A 16,227-nucleotide genomic window follows, 5' to 3' on the forward strand; every position below is an offset into this window, starting at 1 on the left:
CAAACAAAGACTACTTAAAATATACACTTTTGCAAAGGTAACTGCTAGTTTGCAAAAGTAGTAGCATGGAAAAACTAGCAGTTTAAATTGCAATTAAATTTCAATACTTTTCTGCCATAAGTCCCATTTATAGGACAACCTATTTGCTAGAATGAGAGTAAATAAACCAGAGTAAAAAAATAAGATTTAGTTCTTAAGGAACGGAAAGGTGGTACTTATGGGATTATTCGGAGACAAAGATGCAATTGTTGGAGCAGCTTTAGGAGCAGGCAATGCTTTTAACAAAAATAAGAAAACAAACAGAGCAGCAATATACGGAAGTGCAATGGGAGCATGTATTGGCTCGGGAAAGAAATGGACAGTGGAAGATTCTATAAAGTTAGAAGGAACAATAAGAGCATTGGATAGAAGAAAAAACAGATAAAAATAAATAAACATATCTTAAAGAGAATAATAGAAACGAGGAGGTATAGTGATGAGAAATTGGATGGATTTAAATGGTGATGGTGAAATAGATGGTACAGAAATGATGTTTGCACAAGAGATGATTTGTTCCAGCAGGGAAGAGCATGAGGCATTATTTGGAGATGCTGGAGACTTTGAAGAAGACGCAAATGATGATTTTGAGACTGATGCCATGCTGGCAGGACTTGATGCTGATGAGTTAGAGTTTATGGATTCTGATGAAAGAGCAGAGGCATTGGAAGAAGCCGGGTTAGAAGCAGACGATTATGATTTTGACTAGAATTAACTTTGTCCTAGATTGAATAACAAGGTAAAAACAACTACACAAAACAGGGAAAATTCCCCAGCAAGAATGTAAATTCACACATTTCTAGCGGCACATCTTAACTTTTACATTCTAAACTACATTGAGTTAGGAGGTTTTATTATGATTGGAACAAACAGTTTTTTTACATAATGGACTACAGTGGTAATTATTATCGAACAAATAAATCTGACCAGCTTGTCGTTGCATCAGGACGGGAAGAGGCAGAGATATTTACTTTGAAAGATGCTAATTCAAGAACCTCAGTAGGAAAGAAATCTCATTTTTATTTAATTTCACCGGTAGAAGAGACAGAAGAAGCAACCTCAAATGAACAAATGAATTCAGTAGAAGAGATAACAGATGTAACTCCCAATGAACAAATGAATTCAGCGGAAGATACAGCAGAACCAACTCTCTTACATGAATCTGCAGACCAGATAGCAGATGAAACAGATTACATAGAGGATAGTAAATATAACGTGACAGAGGGCTATAAAGTATACAAGGATTTAAGAAATCTTAAGCAGCTGCAGAAGCAGAAAGAACACGAGCTGGATTTACTTTACAATATGACAATGTACATTGATTGTCAGAACATGGCAGATATTTGTAAGGAAAATTTAGAAGAAATGGAAAAAATAGATTTAACTGAAACAATGAAAATTTCAGCATAGAAGCCAATTAGCTACTTATGAAAAACTCAATTTCAGGAGGTACCGTTATGAAGAAAATGAACAAGTATATGAAAACAACTATAATAACTGTTATTATCCTTGCATTATTCACTATTGCTCAAAGAGATAAAATTATAGGATATTTTGAACCAAAATGTATTGAAGAAGGATGTACCGAAAAGGTAGTTGAAGGAACAAATTATTGCAGATGGCATTTGATTAGTGATGACAATGATTATGACGATGATTCGGACTATACTCAGGAAACTACCAGCGACAACAAGGTTTACAAATACCATAAACGTATACAATATGATTCAAGTGAAGATGCCTATGATGATGGCTATGATGATATTTATGATGATGGAGACTATGATTACGACCGATATGACAATGATGAGGATTATGCTGAAGGTGTAGATGATGCCATGGCGGAAATTGATTGGTAAAAATATACAAATCAGGCAAGTCCAAGATTATTTCAAACAAAGCTGGTAAGAAGAAAATTTCTATTAAGTTTAAGAAAGTAACTGGAGCAAAAGTGTACGGCTCATATTCAGCTAAAGTAAAAAGTTAAATAAGAACTTAAAAGAATAAAAACTTAAGTTGATAAAAAGTTAAATAAAAACTCTACGGGAGATTTGAAAAAATTTCCTGTAGAGTTTTTTGTGTAATGGAAAATTGTTTATTATATAAAAATGTTCCACAACAATGAACTTTCGCACAAAAGAAATTTATAAAGTTCAATTACTAAATGAAGGTTATTGAAGAATTATCTGAGTACATACTATTTCTTGAAATTATCTTCTTAAAGTATATAATAGATGAAGGAAATTATAAAAAAGTAAAAGATATAAATAAATTATAAAAAAGCAAAATATAAAATTACACTTTTATAAAAAAGAAAGTATGATATTTAAAGCATAAAAACAAAGTACAAAAACAAATAAAAACAAAGCATAAAAATAAAGTATAAAAACAAGGTATAAAAATATTAAAACTGAGGTGATTACAAAATGATAAAGGCAAAACAAATATCAGAATCCATTGAGTTAGGAGCATTGCTCGCAATTTCAGGTGGTATGATGGATGCTTACTCATATATTGAAAGAGGAGAAGTCTTTGCAAATGCCCAAACAGGAAATATGCTTCTGTTTGGTGTAAACCTTTCTGTGGGAAATTTTCATAAGGCAATATATTATTTCTGCCCAATTTTAGCTTTTACAATAGGCATAATGTTGGCTGACGTTGTAAGAATGAAAACAACAAGGAAACTTCATTGGAGACAGTGGTCGGTATTGTATGAGGCAATAATTTTAATAGGGGTATCATTTGTACCATTATCATTAAATCTTTTAGCAAACAGTTTAACATCCCTTGCCTGCGGAATACAGGTTGAAAGCTTCAGAAAAATTCATGGTAAAGGCATCGCCACAACAATGTGTATCGGTAATTTAAGAAGCGCTACCCAGAATATGTGCGACTTCACCAAGTCAAAAGACAGACAAAAATTGCTAAATGGAATTTTATATTTTGGAATTATAGGCTGCTTTATAGTAGGCGCAATAATTAGTAACGGCTTTATTGAGATTCTTGGCAAGAGGGCAATCCTTGTAAGTGCCATATTATTAATTTTAGCATTTCTTGTTATGTTTATAGATAGGGAAGAAAGTCTACTTAAAAAAACAAAATAAAGTAAATACAAAAAACTAAATGCAAAATTTATTAAAGATTCGCTAATACAAAAATTAAATGTAAGATTAAAAAATTAACTAGTAGAAAAAGTTTATGGAGTTTAGTATCATAAAAAATAAAGACGTGACAAAAGGAGAAGAAATGAGTAACAAAAGAGAAAAGAAAAAATGGTCTACCAAAAAGAAAGTGGTTGCAACCCTTGTAAGCATAGTGGCGCTTTTTCTGATAATTGTTTTAGGCTACGTGGCATATGTTTTCGGAACTTACCACAGAATACCGGACAAGCAGAAATTATCAATTAACAAACCTGCGTCATCTCAGAATGCAAATAGTAGTGAGACCGGTGAAAGCAAAAATGTCAAAACGTTAGATACAAGCAAACTGACAAAAAATAAAGAATACAAAATAGGAACATATAATGTTGGATTTGGAGCTTATACTCCAACTTACAGTTTCTTTATGGATGGCGGAAAATATTCAAGATGTTTTAGCAAACAGTCAGGCATTGACGCCATTAACGGTGCGGCAGATTATGCTATGGAAGAAAAGCCTGATTTTATGATTTTTCAGGAAGTAGACAGAAAATCTACCAGAAGCTATCACGTTAATCAGGAAAATTTAATAACAGAAAAATTCGCAAATTATTACGAAGACTTTGCCGTAAATTACGATTCAGCATATTTATTTTATCCATTTAATGAACCTATCGGAAAGTCATATTCAGGAATTGCCTTTTACTCAAAATATTTGATTACATCAGCAGTAAGAAGAAGCTTTCCAATTTCAACTTCTTTTTCAAAAATATTGGATTTGGACAGATGCTATAGTGTAAGCCGTATTCCTGTAGACGGTGGAAAGGAACTTGTAGTGTACAGCGTTCATATGTCTGCTTACGGAAATAGCGACGAAATACGAGAAGGTCAGACTTCAATGCTTTTTAACGATATGAAGGAAGAACGCCAAAAAGGCAATTACGTTATATGCGGTGGCGATTTTAATCACAACTTAAAACTGGACGAAAACGATAATGCAGAACACGAAGGCTGGGCATATCCATTTCCACGAAGTAAAATGCCAAAGGAATTAAGCTTTGCAATGGACCAACTGTCAAAAGGCAAATACGATAGCCTTGCACCATCCAACAGAAATACAGATATGGAATACATCAAAGGAAAGACTTTCACATGTATATTAGACGGGTTCATCATATCCGACAACGTTCAAATGACAGATTACACAATCAAAGACAACGGCTTCAAATACTCAGACCACCAGCCCGTATTTATGAGCTTTAAATTAAAATAAAAAGAAAGATAAAACAGACAGAATACAGGCAAGTAAACACAGTAACAGAAGAGATGAACAAACTATGCATAAACAAGAGAAGCTAAATAAACAAATTATACATAGTAATAATCAAAAAAATAAATAAGATAAAATCAGGAAACAAGACAGAGCAAAAAACATTGCCCCGCCTTGTTTTCTTTTATTTAATAAGAAACGTTTCACTATGGATGCACTATGGTGCAAGAAGAAAATAGTTGAAAAACAAGTTGACTTATGACACCCTGTCATATACAATACCATATGACAACATGTCATACAACAAACATTATACTCCCCATACGAATATGCAATTCCAAGGCGAACATATACATATTAAGACATTATACTCCCCACACGAATTTGTATATCCCAGTGAGAAAATATATGTATTAAAGAAAGTGCTCTGAAGCCGTCGGTTAATAAAGGCAGCGAAGTCGGCTTTATATAACCGCTACGAGCTGAAGGCAGCGGGAGCGTGCTTTCGTAATACATATATTTTCTCACTGGGGAACGGCTAATTCATAAGTGGATGCGTACTTTTAATGCATATTTCCCCACTGGGAGTAACCCAATTTTATGTGGAGCAGAAAGGAAAACACATGACTAAGTTTTTTGTAAAAAAACCATACTTCGTTCTAGTGGCCGTAATCATAATCCTAATCATAGGTGGCGTAAGCCTCGGCAACATGAGCACAGACTTGATGCCCAACATGGAGGTGCCATATTTAATGGTCATTACCACAGAACCCGGTGCATCACCAAACAAAGTAGAAAGGGACATAACAGAACCAATGGAAAGTACATTGGGAACTGTTAGTGGCGTTGAAAAAGTAATCAGCAACTCAGCAAACAACTACAGTATGATTATGCTTCAGTTTGCAGATGGAACCAACATGGACTCAACATTAGTAAGAGTTTCCCAGAAAATCGAGACAATCGATTTGCCGGATGGCTGTGGCAAACCTAACTTAATGGAAGTAAGCATGGACATGATGGCAACAATGTATGCCGGCATTGATTACAAAGGAAAAGACATCAAAGAGTTGTCAGATTTTACAACCAATACTTTAAAACCTTACCTTGAAAGACAGGAGGGTGTTGCAAGTATAACTCCAATGGGACTTACAACAGATTCCATAGAGGTAAAATTAAATCAGGATAAAATTGACAAGATTAACCACAAGATTCTTGGAAAAACAAATGACAAACTAACTGATGCCAGCAAAGAAATTGAAAAAGCAGAAAAGCAAATCAAAGATGGAGAAAGTCAGTTAGCTACTCAGAAGAGTAAGTTAAACAGCACACAGAAAAGTACAAACAAACAGCTGGCTGATGCACAGGTTAAACTGTCACAGGCACAGGCTACCAAAGTTGCATATCAGGCAAATCTTAACAGTTTAAAAGCAAGTAAAAGTGCCTTAGAAGCTGAAAAGAAAGCATACACTGACGCAAAACTAGAGGATGCCTACACTAAGATAGATACAATGTTTGCAACTTTTAATACTCAATTAGAACAGCCGGCAAAAATGGCAGGTATCACTATTCCGAAAAATCTTGAAGATGCTGTAAACAACAAGTCAGAATTTAATAAGTTTATAAAATGGCTTACAAATTTAGGCTACAAGGATCAGGTTAAAGACCTTTCATATAAGCAGATAAAACAGGTTTACAATGTAGTAAAATTCAGACTTCCTCAAATAGACACAGAACTTGCTAATTTAAAAACTGAAATAACAGCCATGAAAATGGCAATTAAGCAAATAGATAAGCAAATGCAGGGCATGGATAAGAACCAGTCCACAGCTATTTCAGGTGGCTATTCTGCAGCAGCAGGATTTGGCGCCGGTCAGGCAAAGATTTCCTCAGCAGAAACTGAATTAAAAAACGCAAAGGAAAAATTACAGGAATCAAAAGATAAGTTAAATGATTCCAGAGAAGCTGCTATTGAGAATTCAAACATTGATGCCTTACTTAGCATTGACACATTATCACAGTTAATCACTGCGCAAAACTTCTCAATGCCTGCAGGTTACATTGACGACAAATCAGACAACCAGTGGCTTGTAGATGTTGGTGATAACTATGAGAACAAAAAACAGTTAAAATCAATGGTTCTTACAAAAGTTGCAGGCATTGGAGAAATTAAATTATCTGATGTTGCAGACATAACTGTTGTTGACAATTCAGGCGAGAGTTATTCAAAAATCAACGGTAGAGCAGCAGTTCTTCTTGCAATTTATAAGTCAAGTACAGCTAACACAAGTGAAGTGGCAGGAAATATTAAATCAGCTTTTAAGACAATGGAAGGCAAATACAAAGGCTTATCATGTACATCTTTAATGGACCAAAGTGAGTATATAAGCGTTATCGTAAACACAGTTTTACAAAGTATGTTATTAGGAGCAATCCTTGCAATTATAGTCCTTGCTTTATTCTTAAAAGATGTTAAGCCAACGGTAATAGTTGCCTTTAGTATTCCGTTTAGTGTTGTCTGCGCAATTATTGTAATGTATTTTACAGGAATAACATTGAACGTAATGTCACTGGCAGGACTTTGCATAGGTATTGGTATGTTGGTAGATAACTCCATTGTTGTAATGGAAAATGTTTACCGATTAAGAAACAGAGGTCTGTCAGCCCCAAGAGCGGCAGTTCAGGGAGCAAAGCAGGTTGCAGCCCCAATTGTATCTTCTACACTTACAACAATTTGTGTATTCTTGCCAATGATTTATGTAAAAGGAACTGTGGGTCAGTTATTAATGCCTTTTGCATTTACAATGACATACGCATTAGTAGCCTCATTAATTGTAGCTTTAACTGTAGTTCCAACAATTAGTGCCACAGTTTTAAAGAAAACCAAAAAACAAAACCACAAGTGGTTTGATAAATTCCAGGATGCTTATGGTAGACTTTTGGATAAGTGTTTAAACCACAAGTTAATACCTTTAGCATTAGCAATTATTTTATTAGCAATCTGTGTTGCCCAAGTATTTAACACAGGGCTTGTAATGATGGATGATATGGAAAGCAATCAGATTTCCGTAAGTTTATCTTTAGACAAAGATGTAGACAAGAACACTGCATACAAGACAGCTAATGAAGTAACCAACGCAATTCTTAAAGTTAAGGGAATTAATAAAGTTGGGGCAATGGATGGAAATGCCACTGCAACTTCAGGCTTAACAGGTGGTAGCACTGACAACTACAGTAATTTTACATTCCAGATTATTACTGACGATGACATAACATCAACCAGTCAGTTTAGAAAAATAATCAAGAAAATAGAAAATAACACAAAGAACATAAAATGTGAGAATTTAACTGTTTCTTCATCAGCCATGGGAAGTATGTCACAGATGATGAATCAGGGAATTGAAGTTCGTATTTATGGTGATGACCAGCAGAAGTTATTAAAGACAAGTAATCAGATAATGAAGTTAATAACATCTGTAAAAGGAACTGAAAATGTTGATAACGGTGTAACAGCTCAGGATAAGCAGTTACATTTGAAAATAAATAAAAACAAGGCAGCAGATGACGGCTTGACAGTAGCTCAGATTTATCAGCAGCTGGCAGAAAAAATCACAACAGAAAAAACTTCAATTACAATTACCCAGGGGGGAAAAGATTATGAAGTAAATGTTGTAAATGAAAACAATAAACCTAACTACGAAAATATTTTAAAAACAATAATTAAGTCAACAACAAAAGACAGTGAAGGCAATGATGTTATTAACAAATATAAACTTTCACGTTACGCAACAGTAGTTGAACAGGAGGCATTAAACACAATAAAACGTGAAAACCAGAGAACTTATATTTCAGTAACTGCTGATGTAAAAGACGGCTATAATGCCACATTACTTTCAAGAAAGATACAAAGCAAACTTGATAATTACAAGGCACCAACCGGTTATACAGTGGAAATTCAGGGTGAGTCAGAACAGGTAATGGAAATGGTTAAACAGTTATTGTTAGCTATTTTATTAGGATTCATTTTAGTATACCTTGTAATGGTTGCCCAGTTCCAAAGCCTGCTTTCACCATTCATTATTATATTTACAGTGCCATTAGCATTTACAGGAGGTATGATTGGTTTAATGATTTTCGGAAAACAGATTTCCGCAATGGCATTAATGGGCTTTATGATATTAATGGGTACAGTTGTAAACAACGGTATTGTGTTTGTTGATTACGCAAATCAGTTAAGAATACAGGGAGTAGACAAGAGAACAGCGTTAATTGCAACAGGCAAAACACGTATGCGCCCAATTCTTATGACTGCAATTACAACAATTCTTTCAATGAGTGTTATGGTATTTTCACAGGATGCTGGTAATGCAATGCAAAAGAGTATGGCAATTGTTGTAAGTTTTGGTTTGCTTTATGCAACAATTATGACATTGTTTATTGTTCCGATTTTATATGACTTGTTGTATAGAAAACAGCCTAAAACAGTTGATTTAGGAGATGAAAATCTGGACGATGTACCTGATGAGGCAGCGGAGTTAATTGAGAAAATGACGCAGCAGTCAGATGGTGTAGCCTATAATAATAATGCAGATAAATCACAGGAGGAAGAGTAAATGCCTAAAGATACATTTTTTAGGCTTCCTGATGATAAGAGGAATCGTATATTAAAGGGAGCAAAGAAAGAATTTTATAATTGTACTTTTAGCGAAGCATCAATTAATAGAATTATCAAGGACGCAGAAATACCACGAGGCAGTTTTTATCAGTATTTCGAAGACAAGAAAGATTTATATTTGTACGTTATTGAAGAAAATATAAAAAGTGTAATTTCTAATTTTGGAAATAAACTTGAACACTCTGAGGGAGATATTTTTCTATGCGTAGATAATTTTATTAGTGAGCTTCTTGATGAAACAACGAAAAAAGCAAAGGAAATCAAAATGATTTTTTCTGAAAGCTGGGTGTTCGAGGCGGTCTGGACAAGGTCACTTGAGAAATGCAAAGGTGGCCAGGAAGACCTTCATGGGAACATGATTTCAAGAATTGACAAAACAAAACTTCTAGTTGAAAGTGATGAAGAATTTGAATATGTAATGGAAATCATAGGAGCCATAATCAAGGATACTTTAGACAAAATGTATTTGCATAGGAACTTGGTAAATGAAGACACGCTCAAAAAATCCTTTCATGGAAAAATTGAAAGTTTAAGAAAACATTATTGCATAGTGGCAAATAAACAGTAGAAAAAATGCATATATTGTTATACAATAAACCTTGAGTGTAAAACAGAAAGGATAGAGACATGTTTTATTTTATTGAAATATTAAAGGTAATTTTCCTTGGAATTGTTGAGGGTATTACGGAATGGCTTCCAATTAGTAGCACAGGTCATATGCTATTAGTTGATGAATTCATCAAGTTAAATGTAAGCGATAATTTCAAAGAAATGTTTATGTTTGTAATTCAGCTTGGAGCAATTCTTGCTGTAGTTGTTTTATTTTGGAACAAAATGTGGCCGTTTAAGAGTGCTAACAGAAGTGACGGAATTAACCCAAAAGGTTCAATCCTTAGAAAAGATGTCTGGTCAATGTGGTTTAAGGTAGTAGTTGCCTGTATACCAGGGGCAGTTGTGACAATTGCTTTTGACGATTTTATTGAAGCACATCTTCACACACCTATTGTAATTGCAATTACATTAATTTTCTATGGTGTGGCATTTATTATTATTGAAAGATGGAACAAAACAAGAAGACCGAAGATTAGAAGCTTGTCAGATATTACATACAAGACAGCATTCATTATTGGTTTATTCCAGATTTTATCAATTATACCGGGTACATCAAGATCAGGCTCCACAATCATAGGTGCTTTATTAATTGGTGTATCAAGAGTGGCTGCGGCAGAATTTACATTCTTCCTGGCGGTGCCTGTAATGTTTGGAATGAGTGCCTTAAAAATGATAAAATTAGGTTTTGCAATGTCAGGCTATGAGGCATTTGTTTTAATCTTGGGTATGGTGGTAGCTTTTGTAGTATCACTTCTTGTTATAAAATTCTTAATGGGCTATATTAAGAAACATGACTTCCAGGTATTTGGCTGGTATAGAATTATACTTGGTATTTTAGTTTTATTATATTTTTTTTAATCTAAACAAAGCAATATGTTTGATAAATAATTAGGTTTTTAATAACCCCAAATAGATAATATAAAAATAATCGGTAGATTAATATGTAATTACATGGTTTTAAGAGCGTATTAAGCTACTGATTATTTTTATGTAATAAGAAATTCCTTTAGATTTTTTTATTACATAAAAAACGTTCTACTATGGATGCGCACTCGCATGAATGGAAAAATGTTGCTAAAGCAACACGCGCTGATTGCGTAGAACGTCGCAAGCGAGATTCTTTGTTTGGGAATAAAATTTTTCATTGAACTTAATTTGTTTACATCATAGTATAAGTGTGATAGATTTAGGAAAGAAGAAGAGTACAGAAAATTTAAAACTGAATACAAGCTTGTTAGCTGTTACGAAGGTAACAAAAAGGAGGCAAAAGTGAAAGGAATTTTTAAAAAGTCCGTAGCAGTTTTGCTTACGGCAGCAATGGCTGTGACACCTATTTCAATGCCTGAAGGTTCGAAAAAAGTTCAGGCAGAACAGTTAGGTAGTCTGGCTAAGGAAGTAACAGGAACATGGTCTTATTGGGACGGTAAGCAGGATGTGGTTCAAACAAATAAAATGTTGTTTGACAAACTACCAACAAAGGCTAACCAGGGTACATATCGTTTTACAACGGACAATTATGATAAGAACACAAATGCAATTGATGTAGGTGGTTTCTCATCATCAATGTTGTGGAATTATTCAACAACAGCTTTTGGCGACTGTACTTATGCAATACCTTTAGCGTACTGTGGAAATGCAAATGGTATGTATGTGTCAAAACCATCAACTTTAATTATAAAGGACACATGCACACAGACATTTACAATGGCAATGAATAATCAGGGAACAATGTCTGATTTTATAGTTGGTACAGGTTATAGTTTTTCAAGTACAAAAGTGGACAAGTCAGATGAATGGCTTACAGATGTAGTTATGGAGAATACAGCAGATTCATCTCAATACTTAAAAACTACAATGGTACAGGGTAGCCCATTTGCTTATTTCCAAGTGGCAGGTGGTAATACAATCACATTGCAAAGACCTAGAACTTTACCTAGTGAAATTGTAGCTTACAACGGTACATCTTTGGAAGATTCAACACAGTTGATTATCAGAGTGTATGACAATGCTGATTTAATATCAGGATATGGAGACTATGATTACTATGCTGTATATTTGCCTGAAGGAACAAAGGTTTTCCAGGCAGATGCAACTGCAAAATACGCAGACAACAAAATGGGTGATTTAACATTTACATTACCTGCGGACAGACCATATATGTCAATGGCATGGTTAATGGAGTCAACAGGCAAGAAAGATGCGGATGCCAAGGAAGTAAAAGATGCATTTGCTCCATACGCATACAATTTCATAACAGATACAAAGTCTTCATTTGTTAGAAATGGTTCAGAAATTACAACTACTTTCAAATACACAATTGATAAGAAGGCTGAAAGTACAGCAGATGGAACAATAATGGGAATTTTACCACATCAGTATAAGAATATGAGTGGCTACAAATATATGGATTATACAGCCAGAACAATTCGTGGCACAATGAAATATTTAGTAGGTGATTCTTATGAAACAAAATTAACATTTACAGGTATACTTCCAACTCTTCCTAGTGTTGATAACGGTGACAAGGATACTTTGCAGGGTTATATAGATGACTTTATGGACAAATATGGTCCAACAGACGACGGTCAGCTTACAAAAGAATCTTACGGTGTTAATACTTATGACGCAGGTAAGAAATTAAATAGAGCAATTCAGGTTATGGAAGCTGCAGAGGCTTGTGGTGACAGTGCAGATGCAGACAAAATATTAAAAGCTATTGAAAACGAATTAGCGGATTGGTTTACAGCAGACGGAGAAAATGATGAAAAATATTTCTATTATGATAAGGAAGTAGGTTCATTGTTTGGTTTTCCACAGGCATACTATACAGTTGATGGAATGACAGACCATCATTTCCACTATGGTTATTTTGTAAATGCAGCAGCTCAGGTAGCAATGAGAGATCCTGAATTTATTAAAAAATATGACAATGTTATAGAAGAAATAATCGGAGATTTCGCAACTTATAAAGAAAACTGTTCAGACTCAAGATATCCGTTCTTAAGATATTTCTCAACGTATGAAGGTCATTCCTGGGCTTCAGGTCATGCAAACTTTGGTGACGGTAACAATCAGGAATCAAGTTCAGAAGCAGTTAATGCCTGGGCAGGACTTATTTTATATGGACAGGCTACAGGCAATGAAGACTTAACATCACTTGGAATGTACTTATATTCTACAGAAGTATCATCTGTAAATTGTTATTGGTTTGATACTGATGGGGATATTTTAGATGAACAGTTTACAGAAGGCAAAGGCGAGAATGCAAAATACAGTCAGGCGTCAATGGTATGGGGCGGAAAATACACTTATGCCGCCTGGTGGACTGACGAACCATTACAGATTCAGGGTATTAATATTTTACCAATGACTGCAGCTTCATTTTACGCAGCAGCCAATAAAGATTTCATTTTAACAAACTGGAAGACAGCTGTAAGAAATGAAAACAGTTATGCAGGTGTAAATGAAAAGCAGGAGAAGCGCTGGAATGAAATCTGGAGTGAATATCTTGCAATGGCTGATCCTGAAAAGGCAATGGATTATTTTGATGACCAGTGTGATCCGGAAGCAGGTGAATCAAAAGCTCATGCTTACAACTGGATTATGTCAATGGAAAAAAATGGAACACCTGATTTGACAATTACAAGTGACAGTCCACTTGCATGTGCCTTCAAAAATGAAGATGGGGATATTACATACGTTGCATACAATGCTTCAGATAATGACGAAACAGTAACTTTCTCTGATGGTACGGAAATAACTGCAAAAGCCCATGCTATGACTGAAACCAGTGACGGAGAAGTTTCAACAAAATCAACTTACAAAGTAGAGCATTATTTATCAGATGGTAATGGAAACTATAACCTTGTTGATACTGAGAAAAAATCAGGAAAAATAGGAAATGAAGTTTCTGCAACACCTAATAATTATACAGGTTATATTGTAAATTTAGATGCAAAAGATACAGTGAAAGACGGCGTAATCAAAGATGACGGTTCACTTGTTCTTAGATTGTACTATGATCTTTCAAAAGTTGTAACTACAAATGAATACGAGGACAACAGTAATTACACATCCCTTGGAAAATCAAATGGTGTGGATATTTCTTATCGTATTTTAAGAAATGATTTTAATGCGAGTGTTAAATTGTTAGATGCCAATGATACATTCTACATGGAATATGAAGGCATATATACATCAGATAACACAACAGCATATCTTAATAAGAACACAACACAGGCATTAACAGGCGTATTTAAGTATTCTGTAAAGAACACACTTACAGCAGACACTTATAATACAATCAAACTTGTTAGCGGAAGTAAACAGGTATACGTGCTTGTAAAATATGGCAATCCAACAGCTGCCCCTGACTTATCAGATTATGACAGCGGTCAGGAAGCAACAACAGTTGATGCTAATGCACCAACAGATGCTTTAGGATTTGTAGCCGGCAATCCAAAAGACAATACAATTTTGGTTACATTTAGAGCTACAGAAGAACAGAATGAAAAAGGTCAGTTGTACAACGTATATGTGGATGGAAATTTGAAGTTATCATCTGTAGTTGCAGGAACTTATACAATAGAATCCATAGTTGCAGGAAAACATACAGTAGAGGTTAAAGGTATACTTAATGGAAAAGAGTCAAAGGGAATATCCATGACAGTAAAAGTTACAGGCGAGAAGGAAAGTACAACAAAAAATGATAGCACAACAAAATCCGACGCTACAACAACTACATCACAGACAACAACCAAGAAAGATTCTCAGGAATCTACAACTCCGTTAGCAACAACTGAAACTACACAGACAACAAAGAATGTAACAACAGCTAAACCTACAACAACTAAAAATAAACAGACATCAAAAAGGCCTGTTGTTACAAAGAAAGTAAAAGTTGGAAAAGTATCAATTAAGAAGGCAAAGAAAATCTCTAAGAAGAAGATAAAGCTTACATTTAAGAAAATAAGTAAGGGTACAACTTGCCAAATAAAAGTTTCTTACAAGAGAGCCTTCAGCAAAAAAAATACAACTACCAAAATGGTTAAAGTAAGCCGTAAGACATACAAATTCATTATCTCTAAAAAGAAAATATGGAAGCATAAGAAGCTTTACATAAAAGCAAGAGCAATTAAAATTGTGAAAGGTAAAAAGACTTACGGTAAATGGAGTAAAATCAAAATTATAAAATAATTTAAAGAAACATTTAAGAAACAATTAAAAAAATATTTAAGAAGTAATTTAAAGACCTTTTAAAGTCTGTTAAATTAAAAATTCTCCAAACATAAGAATTAATAAGGGGAAGAATTAAGAAGACAGCTTTAAAAGGTCTCTTTATGTTAATAAACAGGAAAAAATGTTAAGATTTGTTAAAAATTTTCTTAATATTTATGGCTTAGTGAATAATTCGGGTTTTATTATGATATACTGTAGCCATGTAGAATAAGCTTAAAAGTATAATAAGTGTAAAATAAAAGAAGGAAAAGAATTACAAAAATAAAATTAATAAGTTTGCAAAAGAAAAATAATATTGTGTCACGTAAGATTATTTTAGAAAAATAGGAGACAATATTAGGAAAGAGGCGTGTATGGCTAGTAACAAAAAGAAAGAAACAGCAGATATGGAAAACAAGATTAGCAACCCAAATGTTAAAGAACTTGAGCAAACAAGAACCAAGAAGGATGACGAAAGAGCAAAAAGAAAACGAAGAGCAGTAAGTATTATTGGCTTGTTAATTTTCCTTGCTTTGTCAGCAGCAATAGCAATACCATTTATTAAATTCTTTAGTGAAGCAGAATTTTTTAGAGAATGGATTAAGAGTTTTGGTATGTGGAGCTGGCTTGTGTGCATTGGGGCAATGGCACTTCAGATTATTGTTGCAATTATCCCCGGCGGTGCAATGGAAATCGGAGCAGGATACGCCTTTGGCGTAGTTGAGGCAACAATACTTTGTACAATAGGTTCAATTATTGGTTGTGCAATTGTATTCTGGCTTGCAAGAAAGTTTGGTGTTAAATTCGTAGAAGCATTTTTTCCAATTGAAAAGATTCAGAATTTAAAATTTTTACATGACGAAAGGAAAAGAGATATATTATCATTTATCATTTTTCTGATTCCCGGAATGCCAAAGGATTTAATATCTTATTTTATGGGACTAACTGATATTAAACTCTCAAGATGGCTTGTTATTTCCACAATAGCAAGAATTCCGGCAATTATTGTATCAGCAATGGGTGGTCAGGCGTTAGGTAAGGGACAGTACATTGTGGCGATTATTGTATTATTGGTAATTTTAGGAATAAGTGCCATAGGTGGATTTGCATATAAAGTTATATGTAATAAAAATAATAAATAACATGTTGCATAAAATTATAGTACTTAACATTATTTTAACTTGTAATATTCTGTCTTCATTGTTATATTAGGAGAGATGAAAAATATATTTTAGTGTAGAAATTTGGAATTTCTATTTAATTTACGACTGAGAAGTAAGTTA

The 16,227-nt window shown here is 34.1% G+C and carries 12 protein-coding genes; all 12 read left to right on the forward strand.

Annotated features, from left to right (window positions below):
- The first annotated feature begins 217 nt into the window (after nucleotides 1-217).
- The 12 genes from ACZM4J_RS07810 (at nucleotide 218) to ACZM4J_RS07865 (ending at nucleotide 16,086) form a co-directional block, all read left to right on the forward strand.
- Nucleotides 218-424, forward strand: coding sequence for a hypothetical protein (locus ACZM4J_RS07810; RefSeq protein ID WP_022165239.1), 207 nt, complete (start codon nucleotides 218-220; stop codon nucleotides 422-424).
- Nucleotides 425-475: 51 nt separating this feature from the next.
- Nucleotides 476-745 carry a hypothetical protein gene (locus ACZM4J_RS07815; RefSeq protein ID WP_022165238.1) on the forward strand — a complete coding sequence of 90 codons (270 nt, stop codon included), beginning with the start codon at nucleotides 476-478 and terminating at the stop codon, nucleotides 743-745.
- Between the two features lie 176 nt (nucleotides 746-921).
- Complete coding sequence (locus ACZM4J_RS07820; protein WP_022165237.1) at nucleotides 922-1,446, forward strand: hypothetical protein; 525 nt, start codon at nucleotides 922-924, stop codon at nucleotides 1,444-1,446.
- Between the two features lie 47 nt (nucleotides 1,447-1,493).
- Complete coding sequence (locus tag ACZM4J_RS07825; protein WP_022165236.1) at nucleotides 1,494-1,895, forward strand: hypothetical protein; 402 nt, start codon at nucleotides 1,494-1,496, stop codon at nucleotides 1,893-1,895.
- Nucleotides 1,889-2,023, forward strand: coding sequence for a hypothetical protein (locus ACZM4J_RS07830; RefSeq protein ID WP_428245262.1), 135 nt, complete (start codon nucleotides 1,889-1,891; stop codon nucleotides 2,021-2,023). Before ACZM4J_RS07825 ends, ACZM4J_RS07830 begins: the two co-directional genes overlap by 7 nt.
- A gap of 439 nt (nucleotides 2,024-2,462) precedes the next feature.
- Nucleotides 2,463-3,140, forward strand: coding sequence for a YoaK family protein (locus ACZM4J_RS07835; RefSeq protein WP_022165235.1), 678 nt, complete (start codon nucleotides 2,463-2,465; stop codon nucleotides 3,138-3,140).
- Between the two features lie 142 nt (nucleotides 3,141-3,282).
- Complete coding sequence (locus ACZM4J_RS07840; protein WP_428245263.1) at nucleotides 3,283-4,446, forward strand: endonuclease/exonuclease/phosphatase family protein; 1,164 nt, start codon at nucleotides 3,283-3,285, stop codon at nucleotides 4,444-4,446.
- Between the two features lie 620 nt (nucleotides 4,447-5,066).
- Complete coding sequence (locus tag ACZM4J_RS07845) at nucleotides 5,067-9,053, forward strand: efflux RND transporter permease subunit (protein ID WP_428245264.1); 3,987 nt, start codon at nucleotides 5,067-5,069, stop codon at nucleotides 9,051-9,053.
- On the forward strand, nucleotides 9,054-9,683 hold the full coding sequence (locus tag ACZM4J_RS07850) for a TetR/AcrR family transcriptional regulator (protein ID WP_489485938.1): 630 nt from the start codon (nucleotides 9,054-9,056) through the stop codon (nucleotides 9,681-9,683). It begins immediately after the preceding gene.
- Nucleotides 9,684-9,742: 59 nt separating this feature from the next.
- Nucleotides 9,743-10,585, forward strand: a complete 843-nt coding sequence (locus ACZM4J_RS07855; RefSeq protein ID WP_302689861.1) for an undecaprenyl-diphosphate phosphatase — start codon at nucleotides 9,743-9,745, stop codon at nucleotides 10,583-10,585.
- Nucleotides 10,586-10,996: 411 nt separating this feature from the next.
- Nucleotides 10,997-14,923, forward strand: coding sequence for a glycosyl hydrolase (locus ACZM4J_RS07860; protein WP_428245266.1), 3,927 nt, complete (start codon nucleotides 10,997-10,999; stop codon nucleotides 14,921-14,923).
- Nucleotides 14,924-15,318: 395 nt separating this feature from the next.
- Nucleotides 15,319-16,086: a TVP38/TMEM64 family protein gene (locus tag ACZM4J_RS07865; protein ID WP_412622960.1), complete on the forward strand. Its 768-nt coding sequence runs from the start codon at nucleotides 15,319-15,321 to the stop codon at nucleotides 16,084-16,086.
- Nucleotides 16,087-16,227 lie beyond the last annotated feature (141 nt).

Source organism: Eubacterium sp., from assembly GCF_057858645.1.

Coding starts and splice junctions, on each gene's coding strand:
- ACZM4J_RS07810 (WP_022165239.1), top strand. CDS start 218: ATGGGATTATTCGGAGACAAAGATGCAATTGTTGGAGCAGCTTTAGGA.
- ACZM4J_RS07815 (WP_022165238.1), top strand. CDS start 476: ATGAGAAATTGGATGGATTTAAATGGTGATGGTGAAATAGATGGTACA.
- ACZM4J_RS07820 (WP_022165237.1), top strand. CDS start 922: ATGGACTACAGTGGTAATTATTATCGAACAAATAAATCTGACCAGCTT.
- ACZM4J_RS07825 (WP_022165236.1), top strand. CDS start 1,494: ATGAAGAAAATGAACAAGTATATGAAAACAACTATAATAACTGTTATT.
- ACZM4J_RS07835 (WP_022165235.1), top strand. CDS start 2,463: ATGATAAAGGCAAAACAAATATCAGAATCCATTGAGTTAGGAGCATTG.
- ACZM4J_RS07840 (WP_428245263.1), top strand. CDS start 3,283: ATGAGTAACAAAAGAGAAAAGAAAAAATGGTCTACCAAAAAGAAAGTG.
- ACZM4J_RS07845 (WP_428245264.1), top strand. CDS start 5,067: ATGACTAAGTTTTTTGTAAAAAAACCATACTTCGTTCTAGTGGCCGTA.
- ACZM4J_RS07850 (WP_489485938.1), top strand. CDS start 9,054: ATGCCTAAAGATACATTTTTTAGGCTTCCTGATGATAAGAGGAATCGT.
- ACZM4J_RS07855 (WP_302689861.1), top strand. CDS start 9,743: ATGTTTTATTTTATTGAAATATTAAAGGTAATTTTCCTTGGAATTGTT.
- ACZM4J_RS07865 (WP_412622960.1), top strand. CDS start 15,319: ATGGCTAGTAACAAAAAGAAAGAAACAGCAGATATGGAAAACAAGATT.